At 40.1% G+C, this 21,221-nt stretch carries 19 protein-coding genes and 1 tRNA gene; 4 read left to right on the top strand and 16 right to left on the bottom strand.

Translation table 11 applies throughout. From position 1 onward, the window contains the following. Nucleotides 1-8 precede the first annotated feature (8 nt). A complete protein-coding gene (locus FAX86_RS05550; protein ID WP_144392347.1) occupies nucleotides 9-2,156 on the bottom strand; it encodes a fibronectin type III domain-containing protein in 2,148 nt (715 codons plus the stop codon). A gap of 177 nt (nucleotides 2,157-2,333) precedes the next feature. Here FAX86_RS05550 and FAX86_RS05545 point away from each other — a divergent pair, with 177 nt between their 5' ends. Continuing rightward, nucleotides 2,334-3,836 (top strand): LamG-like jellyroll fold domain-containing protein, encoded by a 1,503-nt coding sequence (locus FAX86_RS05545; protein ID WP_144392346.1) that lies wholly within the window; start codon nucleotides 2,334-2,336, stop codon nucleotides 3,834-3,836. A gap of 761 nt (nucleotides 3,837-4,597) precedes the next feature. Here the strand turns inward: FAX86_RS05545 and FAX86_RS05540 are convergent. The 5 genes from FAX86_RS05540 to FAX86_RS05520 all read right to left on the bottom strand — a co-directional run bounded on the left by FAX86_RS05540 (nucleotide 4,598) and on the right by FAX86_RS05520 (nucleotide 9,111). Continuing rightward, nucleotides 4,598-5,374, bottom strand: a complete 777-nt coding sequence (locus tag FAX86_RS05540; RefSeq protein WP_144392345.1) for a hypothetical protein — start codon at nucleotides 5,372-5,374, stop codon at nucleotides 4,598-4,600. 256 nt (nucleotides 5,375-5,630) lie between these two features. Further along, nucleotides 5,631-5,706, bottom strand: a tRNA-Phe gene (locus tag FAX86_RS05535). Nucleotides 5,707-5,833: 127 nt separating this feature from the next. Then, a complete protein-coding gene (locus FAX86_RS05530) occupies nucleotides 5,834-6,112 on the bottom strand; it encodes an oxidative damage protection protein (protein ID WP_144392344.1) in 279 nt (92 codons plus the stop codon). A 3-nt stretch (nucleotides 6,113-6,115) separates the two neighbouring features. Continuing rightward, nucleotides 6,116-7,177 carry an A/G-specific adenine glycosylase gene (mutY, locus tag FAX86_RS05525; protein ID WP_144392343.1) on the bottom strand — a complete coding sequence of 354 codons (1,062 nt, stop codon included), beginning with the start codon at nucleotides 7,175-7,177 and terminating at the stop codon, nucleotides 6,116-6,118. Between the two features lie 83 nt (nucleotides 7,178-7,260). After that, the gene (locus tag FAX86_RS05520) at nucleotides 7,261-9,111 is read right to left on the bottom strand and encodes an SLC13 family permease (RefSeq protein WP_144392342.1); all 1,851 of its coding nucleotides are present in this window, start codon (nucleotides 9,109-9,111) and stop codon (nucleotides 7,261-7,263) included. A 204-nt stretch (nucleotides 9,112-9,315) separates the two neighbouring features. Between FAX86_RS05520 and trmB the strand changes: the two genes are divergently transcribed. Beyond that, on the top strand, nucleotides 9,316-10,011 hold the full coding sequence (gene trmB / locus FAX86_RS05515; protein ID WP_144392341.1) for a tRNA (guanosine(46)-N7)-methyltransferase TrmB: 696 nt from the start codon (nucleotides 9,316-9,318) through the stop codon (nucleotides 10,009-10,011). Here trmB and hemW read toward each other — a convergent pair. The 7 genes from hemW to FAX86_RS05480 all read right to left on the bottom strand — a co-directional run bounded on the left by hemW (nucleotide 10,008) and on the right by FAX86_RS05480 (nucleotide 16,831). After that, nucleotides 10,008-11,210 carry a radical SAM family heme chaperone HemW gene (gene hemW / locus FAX86_RS05510; protein WP_144392340.1) on the bottom strand — a complete coding sequence of 401 codons (1,203 nt, stop codon included), beginning with the start codon at nucleotides 11,208-11,210 and terminating at the stop codon, nucleotides 10,008-10,010. The two genes, trmB and hemW, sit on opposite strands and share 4 nt — an antisense overlap. After that, nucleotides 11,210-11,809 (bottom strand): RdgB/HAM1 family non-canonical purine NTP pyrophosphatase, encoded by a 600-nt coding sequence (gene rdgB, locus FAX86_RS05505; protein WP_144392339.1) that lies wholly within the window; start codon nucleotides 11,807-11,809, stop codon nucleotides 11,210-11,212. The genes hemW and rdgB overlap by 1 nt, the downstream gene beginning before the upstream one ends. Nucleotides 11,810-11,905: 96 nt before the next feature. After that, a complete protein-coding gene (locus tag FAX86_RS05500) occupies nucleotides 11,906-12,346 on the bottom strand; it encodes a DUF4426 domain-containing protein (protein ID WP_164503472.1) in 441 nt (146 codons plus the stop codon). An 86-nt stretch (nucleotides 12,347-12,432) separates the two neighbouring features. After that, on the bottom strand, nucleotides 12,433-14,400 hold the full coding sequence (locus FAX86_RS05495; protein WP_144392337.1) for a dynamin family protein: 1,968 nt from the start codon (nucleotides 14,398-14,400) through the stop codon (nucleotides 12,433-12,435). Between the two features lie 237 nt (nucleotides 14,401-14,637). Then, nucleotides 14,638-15,216, bottom strand: a complete 579-nt coding sequence (locus tag FAX86_RS05490) for a YggT family protein (RefSeq protein ID WP_164503471.1) — start codon at nucleotides 15,214-15,216, stop codon at nucleotides 14,638-14,640. An 83-nt stretch (nucleotides 15,217-15,299) separates the two neighbouring features. Next, nucleotides 15,300-16,121: a pyrroline-5-carboxylate reductase gene (gene proC, locus FAX86_RS05485; RefSeq protein ID WP_144392335.1), complete on the bottom strand. Its 822-nt coding sequence runs from the start codon at nucleotides 16,119-16,121 to the stop codon at nucleotides 15,300-15,302. Continuing rightward, nucleotides 16,118-16,831 carry a YggS family pyridoxal phosphate-dependent enzyme gene (locus FAX86_RS05480; protein WP_144392334.1) on the bottom strand — a complete coding sequence of 238 codons (714 nt, stop codon included), beginning with the start codon at nucleotides 16,829-16,831 and terminating at the stop codon, nucleotides 16,118-16,120. Before FAX86_RS05480 ends, proC begins: the two co-directional genes overlap by 4 nt. 166 nt (nucleotides 16,832-16,997) lie before the next feature. On the opposite strand from FAX86_RS05480, the gene FAX86_RS05475 reads away from it, so the two are divergent. Together FAX86_RS05475 and FAX86_RS05470 are read left to right on the top strand one after the other, a co-directional pair. Then, on the top strand, nucleotides 16,998-18,032 hold the full coding sequence (locus tag FAX86_RS05475; protein ID WP_144392333.1) for a type IV pilus twitching motility protein PilT: 1,035 nt from the start codon (nucleotides 16,998-17,000) through the stop codon (nucleotides 18,030-18,032). Nucleotides 18,033-18,085: 53 nt separating this feature from the next. Further along, nucleotides 18,086-19,228 carry a PilT/PilU family type 4a pilus ATPase gene (locus tag FAX86_RS05470; protein ID WP_144392332.1) on the top strand — a complete coding sequence of 381 codons (1,143 nt, stop codon included), beginning with the start codon at nucleotides 18,086-18,088 and terminating at the stop codon, nucleotides 19,226-19,228. Between the two features lie 16 nt (nucleotides 19,229-19,244). Here the strand turns inward: FAX86_RS05470 and ruvX are convergent, their stop codons facing one another. The 3 genes from ruvX to FAX86_RS05455 all read right to left on the bottom strand — a co-directional run bounded on the left by ruvX (nucleotide 19,245) and on the right by FAX86_RS05455 (nucleotide 21,221). Continuing rightward, nucleotides 19,245-19,676, bottom strand: a complete 432-nt coding sequence (gene ruvX, locus FAX86_RS05465) for a Holliday junction resolvase RuvX (RefSeq protein WP_144392331.1) — start codon at nucleotides 19,674-19,676, stop codon at nucleotides 19,245-19,247. A 16-nt stretch (nucleotides 19,677-19,692) separates the two neighbouring features. Then, nucleotides 19,693-20,253, bottom strand: a complete 561-nt coding sequence (locus tag FAX86_RS05460) for a YqgE/AlgH family protein (protein ID WP_144392330.1) — start codon at nucleotides 20,251-20,253, stop codon at nucleotides 19,693-19,695. Nucleotides 20,254-20,327: 74 nt separating this feature from the next. Beyond that, nucleotides 20,328-21,221, bottom strand: coding sequence for an energy transducer TonB (locus FAX86_RS05455; protein ID WP_144392329.1), 894 nt, complete (start codon nucleotides 21,219-21,221; stop codon nucleotides 20,328-20,330).

The raw sequence follows: 21,221 nt of genomic DNA, 5'->3' as shown, positions 1-21,221 counted from the left end.
CATATTTTCTACTGAGGCAAATAATAGTTCTCTTGTGTCGGACATCTACCATGAATTGTCTGGCTACCTTCATACCAGGCACCACCACCCCACCAACCTTTACTTTTAACAGTGACCGTTGTTCTTAGACAACGGGTTTTATCAGGATCTGGGGCTATCGTTTGCGATGCACTACCATCTCTGGGAGAGTTTGACCTCGCAACATTTACATGAGCGCCTGCTGGAGCTCGATTCCCATGATTGTATAATACATTCCCATTAATTTGCGTATATTGCTCACCAGTATCGACAAGACACTCATTATTGGTTAAACAGACTTTTGCAGTTCGAGTACCAGAGTTTCCACCACAAAACGCTCCACAGTTATCTACATAAAAGTATGGAATAGTTGATGTATTTTGTTCTGGTGAAGCAACGCTATATAAATCCGGAATATTGTTATATGCATAATTGACTACATTCGTATTCACAGGATTTTGACAGCTTGGCCACTCTTGCCCAAAAGCACATCGCTTAACTTGTTGTCCTAAATTAATTGCTGCACTATTGCAACGATATTTATATTTGGAAGATCGTATCTGAGCATCAACATCTTCAAGAGCAACACAACGACCATGAACCTGACTATCAAGAGCAATCCAACGAGATAGTTGTTTCTTTATAGGACGATAGTCTCTAAATACTTGAAAGTGATTTAGATTATTATACTGTAATGGCACGGGATAATAACTCAACTCTTTATCCAATGCGACATAACCACTTTCATCAACACTATCAATAAAGTCGTCAAGATAATCTCTTACTCTATCTAGAGATAAATTTCTTATATTCGATGATTGAGAGTTTCCACCTTCAGTAAGGACTTTTATGCGAATCTGATTTTGCTCAAAAAACTCTCGCGTTTCCCTCGAAATATTTCCCGAAGAATTTGCCTCAATTACACTACTAAACTTAATTTGAGCTTCATAAGATATATCTTCCATTTCTGTGGTTTTTATATTTTTATTGCTAATTTCTAACAATAGAAATGCTCGCGCACCAGTCACCACAGAACTAACATATTTATCACCACATAAGTTTCTAAAGTGAGTTTCTGTTACAGTAGATGAATTATTTGGATTGATATAATTGTTTACGTAATAATTTTTTAAAGATCTCGGACTTGAAGATCGTAACGTCAATTTTTTACCCCGACGCTGCCACTTCACTAAAACACGAGAGAAATCTTGTGACATTTCAGTTTCTCTAAAAAGCTCATAGGTTCCTTCAGCTTGGGCTGAAAATGCGCCAATTGACATCGACATATCGGCAGAAATATCCATGTCTAATTTTTTATAAAGGTCTTCAGAGGTTTCGATTTGATAATAGTCTAAAGTGTCATTTAATAGAGGTTGCTCTTGAACATAGAGATTATTTGTTTTCATACAAATATCTTCTGGTGCATAGCGACCTTCGGTCAGCAAAAAGCCAATACCTAAATTAAATGGTTGAGTATTCGAAGTTCTTGCGGCAGACCCCGATTTAAATTGAGAGCCTGCTTGATTACGTCGAGAAACATCGACAAAGCCCGGATTTGCGGCTTTAAACACAGAGTCGCCCTGACGGGAAGATTCTAATCCAGGATATAAAGAAGAATAGTTTGGCTCTGTTACTTGACTGACTTTCATTTGAAGTCCAGTACGGAAAGAACTACAACCTTTTGTGTTACAACCACGAACTCGATATTTGTAATTTCCGTTACTCTTATTGTTAACTGTAAAATAAGTTCTAGATCCAGAATAAATTTGTTGCCATGACCCATTATTTCTTTGTTCTTCTAAGCGATAGCTCACAGAGTAATTGTAACCATTACTTCGTCCCCAAGTTATTTTGTTATCTCCATAAGTAAAGGCGTCGTATTGAATACTTGTAGGAGTTGAAGGTGCCCTGTAGGGGCCCGTAGGTCCACCGCCACCATCGTCACAATCATCCGTTGGTGTTGGAATTCTCATAGAATTAGTTTTAGCCGCAATGGGACAAGGAAAGTCAGGAGGAGAGGCTGCTTGATTTTGTTTTTGAATAGCGTTTTGCTCTATCACCTTACTTTTATCTTCATCCGCGATAACAGACGCACTCAAAAAAAAAACTATTGAGCACGTTAACAATTTTATTTTCATTTTATTTCTCCAGTTAAAAATGACCGTTCATCTCAAATATCAAAGTCAACTCGATAATTGAGGTTAAAATTTGACACAAACAGAGAAAAAAAAATGAAGGTGAAGTGAATAATGCATTAAGAATTTCATATAAAGTAAGTATGATTGTGAAGCAAATATTAAAAATGACGATTCTGTATGGGAAGTAATCAAAATAAGTTTTTAGTGAATGGAAGAATAGTCGATGCCCGAACTTTGACTATATCTCATAACATGAATAGCCAAAAAATAGAACCAAGAGTTTTAGATGTGCTTTTATTACTCGCTAAATCTCAAGGAGAGCTAGTAACTCGAGAGCAAATATTTTCAGAGGTATGGAAAGACAGAATCGCTAGCGATAATTCATTAAATCGAAATATCGCTACTTTAAGAAAAATACTTGATGAACCAGAGAGTAAAGAGAGTGTCATACAGACGGTGCCCAAAAAGGGTTACATATTACGTTCTCCAATAGAAGTTCAATCATCTTCAACCAAAAGATCACATCAATTAAGATTAATGCTTCTTATACCAATATTTGGGTTCGCGATTTACGGCCTTTATAGACTATTCTTCTTCAATGATAGTTTGAGCGTCAATGCCCCTAAAATAGCAATCCAGTTTGAGTATTTAACTGATGAGTTTGCAAATAAGAAAGATATACAGTTAATTTCTAATAAATTCATTGAGAAATTAATGAAATTAGAACCTATTAATATATCGTCACTTACTGTAAAGACTTATCAACTCGAGGCTCCGTTAAATTATGATGCTTTAAATTCAGATTACTTGTTGAGAGGAATACTATTACCCGATGATGAAAATGCAACGCTTTCTTTGTACTTAATAGATCTGAAACATTCAATTTACCTCTGGAACTACAGTTTAACTTTAGAAGACATAACTCCTGGATATTTTGAGCTTCCTTTAATAGAAGCTGTAAAACAGATTCAGTCAAAATTGAAATTATCCAATACAGAATCAGACTCACCCATTAACCAAATATCTGATGTTGAAACTATTAACGAGACTCGATTGCATCCAAAAGAAAAAACTAGAGCTTTTTGCTTAGATGGTGTCGACGATTTTGTTGAAATTCCACATCGTTCAGAAATTGACATATCTGATAATGACTATTCCATAACCACATGGATTAAAACTCTAACTCTAGACACGCGAGTAATCATAGATAAACGATTCGAAAAGTTTGAAGGAAATGTTAAGGGATACAGCGTACATATACATAATGGATTTATTGGAACACAACTTGCTGACGGAAAAGGTTCTTGGTATTGCGACGGAGACCCGAAAAACTCTTCATGTACTAATTATATTTCCAGAACTTTTATTGCTGATGGTCAGTGGCATTTTCTCGCAATAACGGTTGATCGCGATCAACCCGATGGACTAAAAATTTATATTGACGGCCAATTAACGGATACTCATAACCCAACTGTTCGTCAGGGGAGCTTGTCAAATTCAAAGCCATTAAGAATTGGTAGTCGCTCTTCCTCAGTATCTGGTCTGTTTAAGGGAAGCATTGGAGAAGTCGCTATTCACAACTTTTCGCTTTCACCGGAGAAGATTGGTATCTTATACAATGAAGGTGCGTCTCGGCATTGCGAGCTTCCGATGAAATTACAAGTTATAAGTCGTAAATGATAAATGGGCTTATTAAACCTTATCGTCATGTTAACCGCCTGCAATTCTCTAAGCCACATCCACCAAGGATTGATCTACCCCCGATTTGACGGACACCTTATATTGATGGGAAAAAATATCCCATCAATATAAGGTGTGTTGATGAAAAGAAACAAAGACGAACGTTTACTCAAGAGAATAAATTATAAGCGGTTAAGTTAGCGAAAAGCTCCGACAAACCTATGTAGCAGATAGCGCGAGAGCTAGATATCATCTCAACTCCGACGCTTCAAACTTTCTTCATATATAGAAAATTTTGGACTCTCGTCGACTACAATAGATAGTAGGTCGAAGTTCTTTAATCTTGCTTGAAGGTTCTTTAGCGTTAACTTTTTGAATTTGCATAAAAAAACCTGAGACGATGCTCAGGTTTTAAAGAATTCGAATGGTGGCCCGGGGCAGAATTGAACTGCCGACACAAGGATTTTCAGACCGTTGAAAGCTAACACGTTTTACCACATTCATTCTTGACTCGTGAAAATATAAGAAGTAACTACTCATCATTGCACGATGTTCCTCAGGAATGTGGACACTTTTGTGGACTTCGAATTTTTGATTAAGCTATTTCCACAAGTGTTTTTAGCTAAGTATTATTGTTCACTTAAATGATTTTTGTTTTGCTTGTCTAAATAAATTTATTCTGCTGTATAGCGACTACACAGATGAACTGCTGGTAGCTAGATACATCTGAAGAAGTAAAAGTATTTGAATTTAACAATATCCTAGTAAATAGCATATTGTTCGAGAAGTGTGTTGAAGTAGACACGGTATCTCGAGTTAGAAAAAGAGTCTTGAAAGTGCATTATGTCTTGGTAATTTGATTTTGCGTTCTCTGCAAGTGTTTCTTTATCTCCATTATTATAAAGTGATGCGAAGAATAAATATGACCGGTAAAAAATATAGCCTGCTTCAATATCATGTTTTTCCCCTAAAAACTCTTCTTTAAGGAAGTCTAAGCTTTCTTTTGCTTTAAATAGATGATTTTTTCCATTTGAATTGATGAACCTCTTAGTTAGATAGTAACTATCACTTGGGTGCATCTGAACATCTGTTTCTGGACCAAAAAACAAGTAGAGATAAATAGCTGTGTAACGGCAGCTCACAGAACTAGGATACTTGAATATACAATGGTCTACAGCTATTTGAGCATTTTCAAAGCTTTTTTCAATGTTTAAATTATAACCTTGGCGATATAAGTCTGCTTTCATAAAAAGAAAGGACTCTTCATTGGGATATTTAGAAACAAGTTTTTCTATATTCTCTGTAGTTTTATGCCATCTTCGTGAAATGAGTGCTTTTTCTTTTTGGTCTTTAATAAGTGGAGGAAAAATATCAATCTTGCTTTTAAAAAACTTATGCTCTTTTAATAATTCCTCCCAGAGAGCTTTTTCATCATTGCTTAATTTCTTGGTATCCAAGTCAGGAGTTTGATTTTTGCAGCTTTGAAGAAATAGTATTATTGAAAAAATAACTAATCCAAATTTAAAAGGTTTTTCCATTATTAAATCGCCTATAGATTTACAAAACTAAGCTTTGCTTAAATATCAGTTTATCAAAAATCTTCAAATTAGTCTTACATGGAAGTCGAGCTCTAAAAGACCTAAAAAAGTGGAATTAACTTCCTAGAAATCTTTTAAAAATTAAATTTATGGACACACAAATATATAAATAAGAAGCTTAATTTTTAGGAATATTTTGACTTAGTCAGTAACTTATTGATTTAAAAGGAAAACATAGGGCTACTACTAGGAAAAATGGTGGCCCGGGGCAGAATTGAACTGCCGACACAAGGATTTTCAGTCCTCTGCTCTACCAACTGAGCTACCAGGCCATCTAGATAGTTTGAACAATATTTGCGTTTTAAAAACTATCCAATCGCAATCGCTATATATGAGCGTTTGCGAAAGAGCGCGTATTAAACCGATTTAGCGATTCGAAGTCAAGCCCCGGATGTTAAATTATTGGCTTTTTTCCGGAGGAACGTATCCTTCGGGCATATCGTAATCACCTCCGAAAAGAAACTTCTCCATTTCTCCCGCCAAATAAGTACGTGTTTCTGGTTCTATAACATTCAAACGTTTTTCATTAATGAGCATCGTTTGGTGCTTAAGCCATTGTTGCCAAGCTTCTTGAGAAACATTGTTGTATATTTTTTGTCCGAGCTCTCCCGGGTATGTCGGTGCATTTAATCCTGGAAGATCCTTTTGTAATTTCTGACAAAAGACAGTTCTAGACATATTTTATCCTATGGCGACCAATGAATGATTTAAATTTGAAAGCAACTTTAAAACGGGACTGGGTAAGCCCACGTCATGCAATTTGTTGAGATCTTGCCATCGAAAACGGTCATCGTCCATAACTTGAGGATTTAGTTGTTCGACACGGTAGATGATTGGTTGAATCATCAAGTGGTAGTGACTAAATGTGTGTTTAAACTCAGATAGTTCTTCCTGGTAATCCGTTTCGATATTTAAACCATAAATAAATTGTTCAAGCTCTTTCTTTTCAGATGATTGAGGTAATGACCAGAGACCACCCCAAATTCCCGATGACGGACGCTTTTCGAGCAAGACTCGATCTTGGTGATGAATTATCGCGAACGCTGCCTGCTTGACTGGCTTTTTCGTTTTGGGTTTTGGATTCGGATAGTCATGTGGATTGCCTTGCTTTAGAGCAACACAATGTGAATTTACGGGACACTCTACGCACAATGGATTTCGGCGTGTGCAGATGGTGGCTCCCATGTCCATCATAGCTTGGTTATACTGCGCAACTTCTTTTTTTGGTGTTAGCTTTTCAGCAATCTCCCATAAAGAATTATGCACCGCGGTTTTTCCTGGCCAGCCGTTAACTGCATAAAATCTACAAAGTACTCTTTTGACATTACCGTCCAAAATAGTCGCAGGCTGGCCTGTAGATAATGAGTGAATTGCGCCGGCGGTAGAGCGACCGATACCAGGAAGAGACTCTAATTCATCAACATTATCTGGCCAATTACCTTGGTAATCATTTATTAGAGTTTGCGCGCATTTATGTAAATTTCTCGCTCTGGTGTAGTAACCGAGTCCTGTCCAAAGAGTAAGCACATCATCGACAGAAGCTTGCGCCAAGGCTTCTAAGGTAGGAAAGCGATCCATAAACCTTTGATAGTAAGGGATGACGGTTGCAACTTGAGTTTGTTGCAACATAATTTCTGAAATCCAAACTCGATAATGAGTTTTGTTATGTTGCCACGGTAAATCTTTACGTCCTTTTTGTTGATAAAACTTTAAAATGGCACTTTGAAATGCAGAAGGCTCCAAATTCGGTTTCCTGTGAGTATAGTGTTTGCGTAGTGTAATTAATTTGAGAGAGCGACTAAAGGTTTTAGCCGCTCTACATCTCTTTATTGCGGTGTAAGAGGGTGCATTATTGGAATGACAAAAGATAGTACTAGCCACATTAAGATAACGAGTGGTACACCAATACGAACGAAATCGGAAAAACGATATCCACCGGCATTCATGACTAGCAAGTTGGTTTTGTAAGCAACAGGAGTGGCATAGCTCATGTTAGCACCGAACAACACAGCAATTACAAAAGGCTCGGGAGATAAATTCAATTGTTGTGCAACTGATATGGCGATAGGCGTGCCGATAACGGCTGCTGCATTATTTGATACGACATTGGTGAGCAACGCCAGTAAGAGCATGAGAGCACTAAGAATGACGACGGGAGGTGCCCCAGAAAATATTGCGACGAAGCTCTCTGCCAGATAATCAGCCCCGCCTGTTTTCAGTAGTGCATCACCTAATGCCAGCGATGCCACGACAATTAGAACCACTTGAGTACTTAACGCAAGAGAAGCATCTTTCCAGTTCATGCAGCGTGTAAGAAGCATTAAAATAACGCCGCAAAGTGCGCTTACCGCTATTGGTAACAAGCCAATCGCTGCGAAGAAGATAATGCTCGCCATAATTAGTAAAGCAATCGGTGCTTTTTCTGAATGTGGTAAATCGGTTGTAGCATCAAGAACCAGTAAATTGCCCTCTTTTTTCATGCTGGCGATGTTCTCCCTTGGTCCTTGAACCAGTAATACGTCACCAACATGCAATGAAACATTGCCAAGTTTTCGATAGAGGTCAATCGCTTTACCGCCTCTGTGCAGTGCGATTGCAACAAGTTTAAATTGGTCTATGAACCTGACATTTTTTAAAGTAGAACCGGCCAGCGGAGAACCCGGAACTACGACAACTTCCGCTAATTGTTGATCCTCGGCAATTAGCGGATGTTCATCGTCAACTCGGTGTTTTCCTTTAAACAATTTCGCACCAAGAGAAGCTTCGTAGTCTTTTAGATTCTCTGGTGTGTCCGATACTCGTAATCTGTCGCCCGCTTTCAATACAACATCCGGCATCGGCATAATTCGTGTTTCATTAGTCTCACCACGCTGAATTCGCTCTACTTTTAAGTGACCACCGGCATGCTCGATAACGTCAGCGAGACGTTTATCAACCGCATAGCCATCTTCTTGAATCGTTAAGTGGGCTGTAAATAATCGTGGCGAACTGTCGCTCATGGATGCCTGTCTGTTTGGCATGATGCGCGGTGCTATAAGCCAAAGGTAAGCAATTGCAAAACTTCCCGCGATAGCTGCTGTTGCAAGAAAGTCGAACATTTCGAGACGTCTCATCCCCATGTCCGCTGCAACTGAGACAACAAGTAAGTTGGTAGATGTACCAATACTGGTTGACATTCCACCAACAATCGTTGCTAGTCCCATCGGCATTAATATCCCGGAAGCAGATGACTTTGTGCGCAAAGAAACACTGATTAAAATTGGAAGTAATAGGACAACGATTGGAGTGTTGTTCATAAAAGCACTTAAAATCGCACCAATTACCAAGGTTAAAAGTAAGGAAATTGCAGGTGCGCTTTTCCAGAGTTTTGCCAGTAATCTTCCTATCGGTTCTAATGCGCCGGTTCGAACGAGGCCTTGCCCTGCCATCATGAGTGCACATACAGCGACCAATGCTTCATGTCCGAAACCAGAAAAAAAGTCGGTCGCTTTGACGACGTTGTCTCTTCCTTCTGGAATAAAAGGAAATACCTCAAAGCCGATGATTAATGTTAAAAGCACTCCGAGGCAGCTTGTCTCAAGTGGAATGTCTTCTCGCCGAAATAAATACAGTGCGAACACCGTCAGTAGCAAAACGGCAAGCGCATGGTTATTAGGAACCGCAGGTAAATCGAACATGAATTAAGCAACTTTCATTTAGATTATCGTTAACTTTAGTGACTTTGATTGTAAAAATAAAACTTTTTAAGAATAAGTTGGAATAATTCATATAAAACATCAGTATAAAGAGCATAATGCTCAAAAAGATGTCAGTTTTTCTACTCTTTGGTACAATCTCGCTCATTAATTTTTACGGCATTTTATTTCTTAGAACACACTACTATGACGGATAACAATAAACCGAAGCACATGCGCGAGATTCGCAGTTTTGTCAAACGAGAAGGACGGATGACAAAGGGGCAGCAACGTGCAATGGATGATATTTTTCCGCATATGGGGGTTAATTTTGCCAAGGAGAAACTCGATTTAGTCTCGCTGTTTGGAAATGATAATCCCGTCATTTTAGAAATTGGCTTTGGCATGGGAAAGTCGCTCGCTGAGCAAGCTGCAAATTATCGGGATAGAAATTATTTTGGTATTGAGGTTCATAAACCAGGTGTCGGAGCTTGTTTGTTATTGGCGGAAGAGTTTGAGTTAACAAACTTAAGAGTGATTAATCATGATGCGGTTGAAGTTCTTAACAAGATGATTCCAGATAACTCTGTTGCGGGAATTCAAATTTTCTTTCCAGATCCATGGCATAAAACGCGCCATCATAAAAGACGAATTGTACAAAAGAACTTTGTTGAATTATGTCATTCGAAATTAATGCTGTCAGGCTTTTTACATTTGGCAACCGATTGGGAAAACTACGCACAGCATATGTTGTCTGTTTTAAAAAGCTGCGATGGTTGGAAGAATTTATCGGATGACGATAACTATATTCCTCGCCCTGATGATCGACCTCTCACAAAATTTGAGCATCGAGGAGAAAAGTTAGGGCATGGTGTTTGGGATTTGATGTTCGAGAAATGTTAGTCAACTTTTTTAATATTAATTTTTTCGGGTATATTTGTATTTTCGGACATAAATATTTCAAGTAGTTCATTGAGAAACTGGTGGCCCAACTCAGTTGTTTTTATATAGCCATTGGTTACTTCAATCAAATTTTTTTCTCTAGCTTTTTCCATCGAATTATCAATGCTATGTATTGATAAACCTGTTCTTTCAGTAAATAAAGAAAGTGGAATTTCTTGCTTTAGTCGAAGTACGTTCATCATAAACTCGAGTGGAAGATCATTACTCGCTATGACTTTTTTATTTTGAGTAAAAGGCTTATCTTTGTTTAAATAATCTTTTGGATTTCTGAACTGACTGTATCTTAAAATTTTATTTTCTGCGGGCATTGTGAGTTTACCATGAGCGCCTGCTCCGATAGCCAAGTAATCACCGAAAGACCAGTAATTTAGATTATGGCGGCTTCGATCAGTTTGTGATTTAGAAAAAGCAGATACTTCGTATTGGTTAAATCCCGCTTTTATTAATGTCTTTTCTCCACTCTCTTGAATATCTGCGAGGGCATCATCTTCGGGGAGTTTGGGCGGCTTTTGGTAAAATAGAGTGTTAGGTTCTAATGTTAATTGGTACCAAGAAAGATGAGAAATACCTAATGAGATTGCGGTATCAAGGTCTGACAATGCTTCATTTATGGTTTGACCAGGTAAACCATGCATAAGATCAATATTCACCCGTTCAAATTGCGCATCGTGGGCAAACTGTACCGCTCGCTTTATTTCGTCAGAACTGTGTATTCGACCGAGTTTTGCCAGGTGCTCATTGTTAAAGCTTTGGCCACCAATCGAGAGTCGATTAATTCCAGCTTGGAAAAAGCCCTTAAACTTGCTGGCTTCAGCGGTACCTGGGTTAGCTTCCATTGTAATTTCAATATCAAAAGCAAAAGGAATAAGTGCTCTTATCTGACTTATCAAATATTCAAATGATTCTGTTGAGAATAAACTGGGGGTTCCGCCACCTATGAAAATACTTGTGAGCTTGCGTCCCCATACATTGGGAATTTGTTGCGTCAGATCTTCTATTAAAGCATCCACATAATCTTTTTCTGGTAAAGTTTGGTGTTCAATTCCATGCGAATTAAAGTCGCAATAGGGACATTTTTTTACACACCAGGGAATATGTATGTATAAAGATAACGGAGGAAGGCTAGTTAGAGAGAGCATTAAAATTTTATGTCTTTGAAAGCAGCAAAAAGTTGTGACAAAGCTTTACCCCGGTGACTAATAGAGTGCTTTTGTTCGGCTGTTAAATTCGCTGCAGATGTTTTATGTTCTGGGCAGAAAAAAAGAGGATCGTAACCAAATCCACCATCGCCTTGTGGTTTTGTAAGAATACTTCCTTCCCAGTGTCCCTGACAGATAAGGGGTGTTGGGTCTTTATGATGTTTCATGTAAACAATGACACACTGATAGCGTGCTGTTCTTTTTTCTTGTGGAATATCTTGGAGTTCGAGTAACAATTTTTCGTTGTTACTTTGATCGGTAGCATTTTCGCCAGAATATCGAGCTGAATAGATTCCAGGACGGCCCTTCAAAGCATCAACTTCAATGCCTGAGTCGTCCGCGATTGCTGGAAGTCCACTGTGTAAGCTGGCATGTCGTGCCTTTTTAATTGCATTTTCTACAAAACTTAAACCATCTTCTATTGCATCCGTTATTGATAAGTCTCGCTGAGGAATAATCTCGTGTTCGAAATTTTTCATGATTTCACGAAGTTCAGAAACTTTCTTAGTATTTCCACTAGCAAGAACAATTTGAGACATGGTTTAAACCAGGATGGTGGTTAATTAGGCTGGTATTATAAGGGACTTGATTTAAAGATGCATCAATCAAGGCTAGCTAGAAGCTAGACTTGATATCTATTTATCCATATAAAGTTTCTTATCGAACTCTAAAGAGAGCTCTTTATCAACGCCATCGGGCTTTATTGTTAAACGGAATGACAGTTGTTCTTGATCGGCAAAACGTAGATTTGCAAAGTAATAAACTGCATCGGTTTCTTTGACTTCTTTAAAAGCTAAATCTTTTTGCTGGCCTGCAAGATTATAAGCCTTGCCAGATATTTGAGCAGTAATTGCTTTATTGTTCGCAGTATCTTTGACTGTAATGTTAACTAACGCTACCGATTTAGAGCGCTTTAAACCATATTGGTTTGCCGTTTCTGGTTGCAAAAAAGTGCTGTTAAACACGTTGTAATGGATAGTGTATTCACCAATTTGTTTGGTGTTCTCATCAGCCAAAGAGCTAAAACTAAATAAGGAAACGAGCATTAGACTGATAAAACGTAAGTAACGATTCATTGGTCTCTCCCGAGATTTAAGGGGCAACTGGTACCCCATAAGAAAAAATTTAGGTTCAATGTTTAGTATAGCGGCTTTAGCAAAACTTATCGACGTGCAGTAGCAAGTTCCACCACATTTGATGTTGGCTTTTTAGGAGCTGAGCTACGTAGTTTTTCTACCGAAGTACTTGCATTGTGCACTTCTGTTTCCAACTCAAAAATAAGCGCGTTTAATGCTTTTAATCGGCCTTCGACAGTCGCTTCATTTTTTTGTAATGAAATCAGCTGGTCGTGGTTGTCTTCTAAAGTATTGCGTAATGAGTTGACCTGCTGGACCAAAGGCAACATGACTTCATGTGACCATTGCCTAACTTCTTTTCTAACACGTTTGAAAAAGATGGCAACGGCACTAACCGTTGACGTGAAAAAGCGTCGAACAGCAACGCTTTGTTCAGTCAGCGTCAGCATCAGGTTTCTGTTCAACTGATCTGCATCGTCGAGAATGTTTTGTAGTTGACGTCGATAGTGTTTGGCTTTCAGATAACGAGCTTGAAGCAACTCAATGTCGAAGTCTCTCGAAAACTTTTCGAACATAGATTCAGCCATTTTGTTACTCAGTTCTGCTTCGCGGCAAAACTCGTTCATCATATTTTCAATCGCTTGGTAGAAGCGTTTTATGGTACGCATCATACCAACACTAGTTTTGCTTTCGACAAGTTCTTTTAGTGTGCGCTCGATAATTTCTTCGAGTGCATCGTGTGAAATGACATCAAGCAACACTTCTGATTGTCGCTCCAGAAGTCGTTGGCTGGGTTTTAAAGCCAGGTGACGTTTTTTAAATTCGGTACGGGCAATTCTGCTTTTTTCAACCAAGTCATGTAACTGGTTTTCATTGTTGCCTTGTAGCCCTTTTATTTCATCTCGTTGCTTTTCAAGTTGTTCTTTTCTGCTCTGTAAAACTTTTTTGGCATCTTCCATCAAGTGTGTGGACTCACCTAGAATATTGTCCCACATTGCATTTTCTTTATTACCCAATACGGTTTTTGACAAAACATTTTCTATCTCGTCAATTTGACTACGGGCTTTTAAAGGTTCATCGTCTCGTATGCGCGCAAGTAAGGCTTTTTGCGCTGAAACGGGAAGGATGTCTTCATCAGATATTTTTAAATGTCTAGCGGTTTGTTTGACAACTCGACTTATGGCTTTTTCGGTTTTCTTTTGGTCGCTCAGTTCGTCCCATAAAACGTCAATTTTATTGAGTACGGCGTATATGCCTAAATTAGGACGATTTTTAAGTTGTTCAATGTGCTCTTCCCAGATTTGCATATCGCTAGCGGTAACACCGGCGTCTGCTGCAAGTACAAATACCACAGCCTGAGCTTGTGGAAGAAGGTTGTATGTTAATTCTGGCTCGCTACCCAATGCATTGAGGCCCGGAGTATCAACGATTCTCAGGCCTCTTTTCAGCAACGAATGATTGAAACTAACCATAGCATGGCGCCACGCTGGAATTTCTACTTTTTCAGGGTTCTCTTCACACTCATCGAGCATATTTGAGTCGAATCCTAGCTCCAACGCTTCTTTACGAGATACCGACTTTGTCTGCGTGATGCTTTGCATGGCTTGTGCCATTTCTTTGGGTTCATCAGTGAGGAGGGGTATTTCAATCCATGACTCTTTCATATTTTGGTAATCAGAAAGAGGAGTATCTTTCAATCGAGTTTCGATCGGTAACAGTCGAAGATAAGAGCTCTGGGCTTGAATATCGTAAAACAACTCCGTTGGACACATGGTTGTCCGACCGGCTTGTGATGGCAAAATGCGTTGTCCGTATTCGGAGAAAAATATGGCATTGATCAGTTCTGTCTTTCCGCGAGAAAACTCGCCAGCAAAAGCAATCGTTAGATACTCGCTATCTAGGGTAGAGAGCATTTGTTTTATTCGGGTATCGCTCTCTTCATTGCTAAGTTGATTGCGGCGCATCCACAAACGAAAGCCTTTCAGCTCGCGAGCAATAGATTGCTTCCATTGCTCGAAATCGTTAATCGATTCGACAAATTGACCTTGATCCATAGATTCACTACCTGAAAGGATTTGGTTAAAAACTAAACAAGTATTCTAGCAGAAAAAGCCCGCAAAAACGTGACCTTGCGAACATTTTTTCAGAATTAATCTGAAGTCTGTGGGCAATATTACCCTTATTCTTCTTATTCAATTACTAAACGGAGCTTAAAGCAACTTAATATGTTGATATCCGGTGTTAAGCCCTCCAGTGAGGAGATATCTTAACACCAGAGACAGATTCTTGTCTCAAATAAAGAAAAGACCAGGAGCAATTGACTGTGCTACCTTATTTAGCACCATTTGGCTTACCCATATAGCCGCAAACAGAAGTATCGGCGAAAAGTCGAGTACGCCAACCGGAGGAATAAGTTTCTGAAATGGTCGCATGATTGGTTCGGTTATTTGAAATATCATCTCGGCAATAGGATTTTGATGAAATCCTTGCCCCATCATTACAAAGCTCATAATGATTCTGATAATTAAAAGGAAAAAGAACAGATTGAGTATGGAGTAGATGAGTTGGCCGATAAATAAGATTAAAAAAATAAAAAGGTTAGATAGTGATATTGCTTGCCAAAGATTAAACGCGAGGCTTAGAACGATACTAGAGATAATAAGAGCAAGAACTAGGCTAGCGATATCCATGTTCCGAAAACCAGGAATTATTTTTCTTAGTGGAATCAATGGCGGATTGGTTAATTTCACTATCGATTGAGACACCGGGTTGTAAAAATCAACGCGAAAATACTGCATAAAAAACCTGAGCAGCACAAAAAAGCCGTAAAATTTTAAAGCGTAAACTGCTAAATTAAAAAGTATGTCCATTGGTTTTCCATCGTTATTTTTATCTTTATATATGGGCTTATAGCAAACTCTAAAGCCCATACATATATTTAAATACAACTTATTTAGCTATCAGCCAGTTCTTGGCCACGCTTCACAGCAGCATTAACAGCATCTTCAGCCATTTTGGCTATTCCACTGTGCTCCAGACTATCGAGTGCAGCTGCTGTGGTTCCATTGGGTGATGTGACCTGTTTTCGACGTTCACTGATTTCAATGTTAGGATGATTATCGATTAAAGTTGCGGCACCAAGAGCGCTTTGCACCACTAAATTGCGGGCTGTTTTTGGAGGCATACCTTGCTTAATCCCTGCTTCTATCAGGGTTTCCATGAACCGGAAAAAGTAAGCAGGTGAGCTTCCTGCAAGGGCTGTCACGGTATCCATTAAATCTTCTTTAGGTACCCATTCAAATTTACCAATGGCGCCAAACACGTAATTAACCGCGCTACTGTGTTTAGCCTTGGTATCATCATCAGCATAAAGCCCGGTCGCACCACACAGTTCAATTGATGGGGTGTTTGGCATAGAGCGAACAATGGCGACATTGTTGTTTGTAAATGTTTTCAGTTTTTCCGTAGGTAACCCTGCGGCTACTGATATTGCGCATTGCACAGAAGTGAAGTCGAGACGTCCGATAGCGTCAGCCATCATTTGTGGTTTAACTGAGAGTAAAACGACGTCTGCTTCCTGACAAACTTCTTGATTGTCTTGGGTGGTTCGGACAGAGAGCTCTGCAGCTAGATCATCTAGTTTGCCTTTACTACGGTTCGACATAATAACTTTGTCTGGCGCATGCCCTTTTTTGATTAGGCCTCGCGCAATAGCTGAAGCCATATTGCCGGCACCAATAAAACCAATGGTTAGCTTTTCGTTAGAATCAGTCATGAATTACCTTTGAGTTGCTGTTTCCAGTTTTCGGGGCGAGCGCCAAACAGAGCTGTTCCTACTCTGACCATGGTGCTGCCCTCTTCGATAGCTGAGATCATATCACCTGACATGCCCATTGAAAGGGTGTCGACCCCAGAATATGTCGACTTGATGCGGTGAAATAACTCCTGAAGCTTATGGAATTGTTGTTTTTGAGCCGCTTCTGATGATTGTTTGGGAGGAATGCTCATCAATCCTTTCAGGTTGAGATTGGGTTGTTGGTTGATAAAGTCCAATAAATCGTAAATTTCAGTAATGCTTGCGCCTTGCTTTGTTGACTCATCAAACATATTGATTTGTGCCGTAATATTGAGTGCTCCAAGGTTTTCTGGGCGTTGTTCACTAAGTCTCCGCGCAATTTTAATTCTGTCGACACTCTGAACCCACGCAAAATGACTCGCGATTTCTTTGGTTTTGTTGCTCTGTATCGGACCAATGAAGTGCCACTCTATTGGGTATTCTTTCAATGAAGCTATTTTGGGAATGGCTTCTGAAAGATAACTTTCTCCGAATAGTTTTTGTCCTGCTTTAAATGCTTCTTCTATCTTATTGATTTTCTGAGCTTTACTCACTGCTAACAATGTGACAGAGTTAACGGCTCTACCTGCCTTATGCGTGGCATCTTCTATTTGCTGCTCTATTTGGCGTAAATTTTCTGCGATCGACATGCTCATAACTTCGTTCAATGAACTGATGTTCGTAATTCTACGGTAGAAATGCGAAGGAGGGTCTAAACTATAGTTGGAAAACCTTCCTTAACGGATGTTTTGTGCATTATTACGAAATTAACTTAACGAATAAACTGGATGAGCAAAATTCCGGGGTCAAATACTGATGGATATTACTGAGTTACTAGCGTTTAGCGTAAAAAACAAAGCGTCAGACTTACATCTGTCGGCGGGTCTACCACCAATGATTCGTGTCGATGGAGATGTCCGGCGTATCAATGTTCCACCATTGGATCATAAGACAGTGCACTCTTTGGTGTACGATATTATGAACGATAAACAGCGAAAAGACTTCGAGGAGTTTTTGGAAACTGACTTCTCATTCGAGCTACCTGGCATTGCTCGTTTCCGTGTCAACGCTTTTAATCATAATCGGGGCGCTGGCGCGGTTTTCCGGACCATTCCGTCCCAGGTACTAACACTGGAAGAGTTAGGTGCTCCAGCGGTTTTCAAAGAAATTTGTTTGCACCCTCGAGGACTTGTCTTGGTTACGGGACCTACCGGTTCGGGTAAATCAACAACACTTGCGGGCATGATTGATTATATTAATGACAACGATTATGGCCACATTTTGACGGTCGAGGATCCGATTGAGTTTGTGCATGAGAGTAAGCGTTGTTTGATTAATCAACGTGAGGTACATCGAGATACTCTCGGTTTTAATGAAGCATTGCGTTCTGCGTTGCGGGAAGATCCCGATATTATCCTGGTTGGTGAGATGCGGGATTTGGAAACTATCCGCCTGGCATTAACAGCTGCGGAAACGGGTCACTTAGTATTTGGTACGCTACATACCTCTTCTGCTGCCAAAACAATTGACCGGATTGTTGACGTATTTCCTGCTGCCGAAAAAGACATGGTTCGCTCGATGCTCTCAGAGTCCTTAATGGCGGTTATTTCGCAAACGCTTCTAAAGAAAGTCGGTGGTGGTCGTGTTGCCGCGCATGAAATCATGGTGGGTACACCAGCGATAAGAAACTTAATACGAGAAGATAAAATCGCACAGATGTACAGTTCGATTCAGACAGGTGCTCAATACGGCATGCAAACACTGGATCAGAATTTGAAAGACTTGTTAGGAAAAGGTCTAATCACGCGCCAAGATGCTCGTGAGAAAGCTAAGAGTAAAGAAGATTTTTAGTTGAGAATTGAAAAAGCTTGAAAATTAATAGAGCCGCATAGAAGGACGAACTGATGGATTTTGAAGCCCTGCTGAAATTAATGGTGCAAAAAAAAGCATCGGATTTATTCATTACCGCAGGTATGCCCCCGTCGATTAAGATAAACGGTAAAATTATGCCTGTTACACAGCGGGCATTAAATGGTGAGAAATCACGTGAAGTCGTGTTGTCGGTTATGAATGAAGAGCAACGTCGTGAATTTGCTCGTCATCACGAATGTAACTTTGCGATTAGCGCTTCGGGTATCGGGCGTTTTCGTGTTAGTGCATTTCAACAGCGCAATGAAGTTGGAATGGTACTGAGACGGATTGAGACAACAATTCCAACGCTAGAAGAATTGCGTTTACCGACGGTACTGAAAAAGTTAGCTTTGACGAAGCGTGGTTTGATCATTTTCGTTGGTGCGACAGGTACCGGTAAATCGACATCACTGGCGGCAATGATTGGCTATAGAAATCGAAGTACGACAGGCCACATCATAACAATTGAAGATCCAATCGAGTTTGTCCATCAACATAATAAGTGTATTGTTACTCAGCGTGAAGTGGGTCTTGATACGGAATCATTTGAAACAGCGTTAAAAAATACGCTGCGACAAGCTCCTGATGTCATTCTGATTGGTGAGGTGCGAGCTTCAGAAACTATGGACTACGCAGTGGCTTTTGCGGAAACGGGTCATTTATGTATGTGTACATTGCATGCCAACAACGCGAATCAGGCGTTAGACCGTATCATTCACTTTTTTCCCGAAGAAAAGCGGCATCAACTGTTGCTTGATCTGTCTTTGAACTTAAGAGCCATAATTGCTCAACAATTGATACCAACTCCTGATGGTAAAGGTCGTAGAGCTGCAATTGAAGTTTTAATTAACACGCCGTTAGTGGGTGATCATATTCGAAAAGGTGAAATGCACTTAATCAAAGACTTAATGTCGAAATCCACCGAACATGGAATGCAAACTTTCGATCAGGCTTTATTCCGCTTGTTTAAGAGTGGTGAGGTTACTTATGAAGATGCGCTGCATCATGCTGACTCGCCTAATGACTTGCGCTTAATGATAAAACTTGACGGATCAAATAAAGATCCTGAGTTACAGATTGGAGCAGGTGAAGCTCAAGGTATGAGCTTGGAAGATGCTGACGATAATCCATTTTAGACCTGGCAATGGAGCATTAGACTTCGGCGTTCTCTGAAAACCAGGACTCGAGAATAATGACTGCTGAGGCGTTGTCGACAGCGCCTTTGCTTAACGCTCGATACCCGCCCTCCTCGAACAATCTTGATTTAGCTTCTACGGTGGTGAGTCGTTCATCAATTTGTTCTACTGGTAAGCCAAATCGTCCGTGAAGTCTCTTAGCAAATTTTCGAGCGCGAATGGTGAGCTCTTGTTCGGAGCCATCCATATTTAATGGACAACCAACAATGAGTAAGTCAGGTTTCCATTCTTTGATTAACTTGCTTACTATTTCCCAGTCAGGTTGACCATCTCGCGCTTTCAAGGCGGTTAGTGGGCGCGCACTTTGTGTGATTATTTGACCGACTGCGACACCAATTGAGCGGTCGCCAAAATCAAAGCCCATAAGCTGTTGATATTTTTTTTCCATGAATTTTGTCTATGAATCAGGCGTGACCCGCCTCAAATGAGAGTTGAGAGATATCGATACCCAGTAAAGCCGTTGCTTTGTTCCAGCGTTCGCTGACTTTGGTCTTGAATAAAATATCGGCTGAAGCAGGAGTGCTCAACCAGGCATTTTCGGCCAATTCATTTTCCAGTTGCCCTGGCCCCCAGCCAGCATAGCCTAGAGCAATAAAAGCGTCGGACAGCGTGTCGTCATGTGGAAAGGCTTTTAAAATGTCTTGCGAAGTTGTAATGATAATATCTTTACTAACCTCTAGACTCGACTGCCAATGTTTATCATTTCGGTGAATAACGAATCCGCGGTCGGTTTGAACGGGTCCACCCGCTAGCACTGGTCGTTCGTTAAAATCAGGGCTAATTTTAATTTCCAGGTGATCCAGAAGTTCCGACGTGGTCACTTCGGTAGGATGGTTGACGACAATCCCCATTGCACCTTCTTCGTTATGCTCACACAGAAGTGTAACGCTCCTAACGAAGTTGGGGTCCTGAAGACTGGGCATTGCTATCAGGAAATGATTTTTTAAACTTTGAAACTCGCTCATACCCTAATTGTTGGGGTGGATGAGCGAAAATACAAGAGAAATCAGATAAAGCGTTGCATATAGCTAATTAACTGTTATCGCGTTGTTACGATATCTCCGGGTTCAAATTGCCAAAGTCTGACAATTTCTAGAACGTCTGTATTCTTACGTAATTCTTCATCAAAGGGTGCGAAAGGAGCGGCTTGTCGAACAATTCTTATGGCTGCATCATCTAGTACCTTGTATCCTGAACTGCTCATAACGGTTAAATCTCGCACTGTACCATCCGAATTTACAGCAACCTTCAAGATAAGTTCACCATACACTTTGTTTTGTTTGGCGAGTTCGGGGTAATTGCGATTACCAACTTCCTCTATTCTGCGGCGCCAGGTGTCGAGATATAGCGCATCCGTCGACTGATGAATTGACGCTGATACTTGGCGTTTTCTGAGGTTTCTTGAAGCCAGTTGATGCTCTTGATCAAGTTGAGCGTTCAAGCCTGACAACTCATAGCTTTTTTGAATCAGGGTTGCTGTATCCATCAAAGGTTGATCGGATTGGTCGGGCGCGTCCACCCGTTCTTTCAGGAATATTTGATTTTCAGAATTACCTGTCATCATTTCGGGGGTTGGCTGAATCTTTTTCGCAGCGGATGATTGCATCGCTGAGACCGATGCTTGTTTTGACGGATCCGGTATTTTGGCTAACTCAGTCGTTGTTGGCGCCTGGATTATATCTTCTTGGCCGCCGCCTTGTTGATTGTCTTGCCCAATAAAGTCGGCTTTTTCGGGTTTCTCAAGTGCATGGTATTGAGCTAATACCACTTGCATAACTGGAGAGGATGCCTGAGTTTGTTCTTCTGGCAGAGTAAAAGCGATTCCCAAAAATAACATGGCGTGAAAAGCAATAGCCAAAATAGCCGAGAAAGTCAGGCGGTCTGACTCTCGTACTTTAGGATTCTGTTCTTTGTCGATACCAGTTTCAATCAT

It is taken from the genome of Pleionea sediminis, assembly GCF_007570825.1.
GTDB classification, from domain to species: Bacteria; Pseudomonadota; Gammaproteobacteria; order Enterobacterales; family Kangiellaceae; genus Pleionea; species Pleionea sediminis.
Note: the sequence above shows the minus strand (reverse complement) of the source record. Positions and strands in the feature narration are given on the sequence as shown.

What these genes read in the sequence shown, in the direction of transcription:
- FAX86_RS05550 (WP_144392347.1), bottom strand. Translation starts at nt 2,156, where the DNA reads ATGAAAATAAAATTGTTAACGTGCTCAATAGTTTTTTTTTTGAGTGCG.
- FAX86_RS05545 (WP_144392346.1), top strand. Translation starts at nt 2,334, where the DNA reads ATGGGAAGTAATCAAAATAAGTTTTTAGTGAATGGAAGAATAGTCGAT.
- FAX86_RS05540 (WP_144392345.1), bottom strand. Translation starts at nt 5,374, where the DNA reads ATGGAAAAACCTTTTAAATTTGGATTAGTTATTTTTTCAATAATACTA.
- FAX86_RS05530 (WP_144392344.1), bottom strand. Translation starts at nt 6,112, where the DNA reads ATGTCTAGAACTGTCTTTTGTCAGAAATTACAAAAGGATCTTCCAGGA.
- FAX86_RS05520 (WP_144392342.1), bottom strand. Translation starts at nt 9,111, where the DNA reads ATGTTCGATTTACCTGCGGTTCCTAATAACCATGCGCTTGCCGTTTTG.
- trmB (WP_144392341.1), top strand. Translation starts at nt 9,316, where the DNA reads ATGACGGATAACAATAAACCGAAGCACATGCGCGAGATTCGCAGTTTT.
- hemW (WP_144392340.1), bottom strand. Translation starts at nt 11,210, where the DNA reads ATGCTCTCTCTAACTAGCCTTCCTCCGTTATCTTTATACATACATATT.
- rdgB (WP_144392339.1), bottom strand. Translation starts at nt 11,809, where the DNA reads ATGTCTCAAATTGTTCTTGCTAGTGGAAATACTAAGAAAGTTTCTGAA.
- FAX86_RS05500 (WP_164503472.1), bottom strand. Translation starts at nt 12,346, where the DNA reads ATGAATCGTTACTTACGTTTTATCAGTCTAATGCTCGTTTCCTTATTT.
- FAX86_RS05495 (WP_144392337.1), bottom strand. Translation starts at nt 14,400, where the DNA reads ATGGATCAAGGTCAATTTGTCGAATCGATTAACGATTTCGAGCAATGG.
- FAX86_RS05490 (WP_164503471.1), bottom strand. Translation starts at nt 15,216, where the DNA reads ATGGACATACTTTTTAATTTAGCAGTTTACGCTTTAAAATTTTACGGC.
- proC (WP_144392335.1), bottom strand. Translation starts at nt 16,121, where the DNA reads ATGACTGATTCTAACGAAAAGCTAACCATTGGTTTTATTGGTGCCGGC.
- FAX86_RS05480 (WP_144392334.1), bottom strand. Translation starts at nt 16,831, where the DNA reads ATGTCGATCGCAGAAAATTTACGCCAAATAGAGCAGCAAATAGAAGAT.
- FAX86_RS05475 (WP_144392333.1), top strand. Translation starts at nt 16,998, where the DNA reads ATGGATATTACTGAGTTACTAGCGTTTAGCGTAAAAAACAAAGCGTCA.
- FAX86_RS05470 (WP_144392332.1), top strand. Translation starts at nt 18,086, where the DNA reads ATGGATTTTGAAGCCCTGCTGAAATTAATGGTGCAAAAAAAAGCATCG.
- ruvX (WP_144392331.1), bottom strand. Translation starts at nt 19,676, where the DNA reads ATGGAAAAAAAATATCAACAGCTTATGGGCTTTGATTTTGGCGACCGC.
- FAX86_RS05460 (WP_144392330.1), bottom strand. Translation starts at nt 20,253, where the DNA reads ATGAGCGAGTTTCAAAGTTTAAAAAATCATTTCCTGATAGCAATGCCC.
- FAX86_RS05455 (WP_144392329.1), bottom strand. Translation starts at nt 21,221, where the DNA reads ATGATTGAAACTGGTATCGACAAAGAACAGAATCCTAAAGTACGAGAG.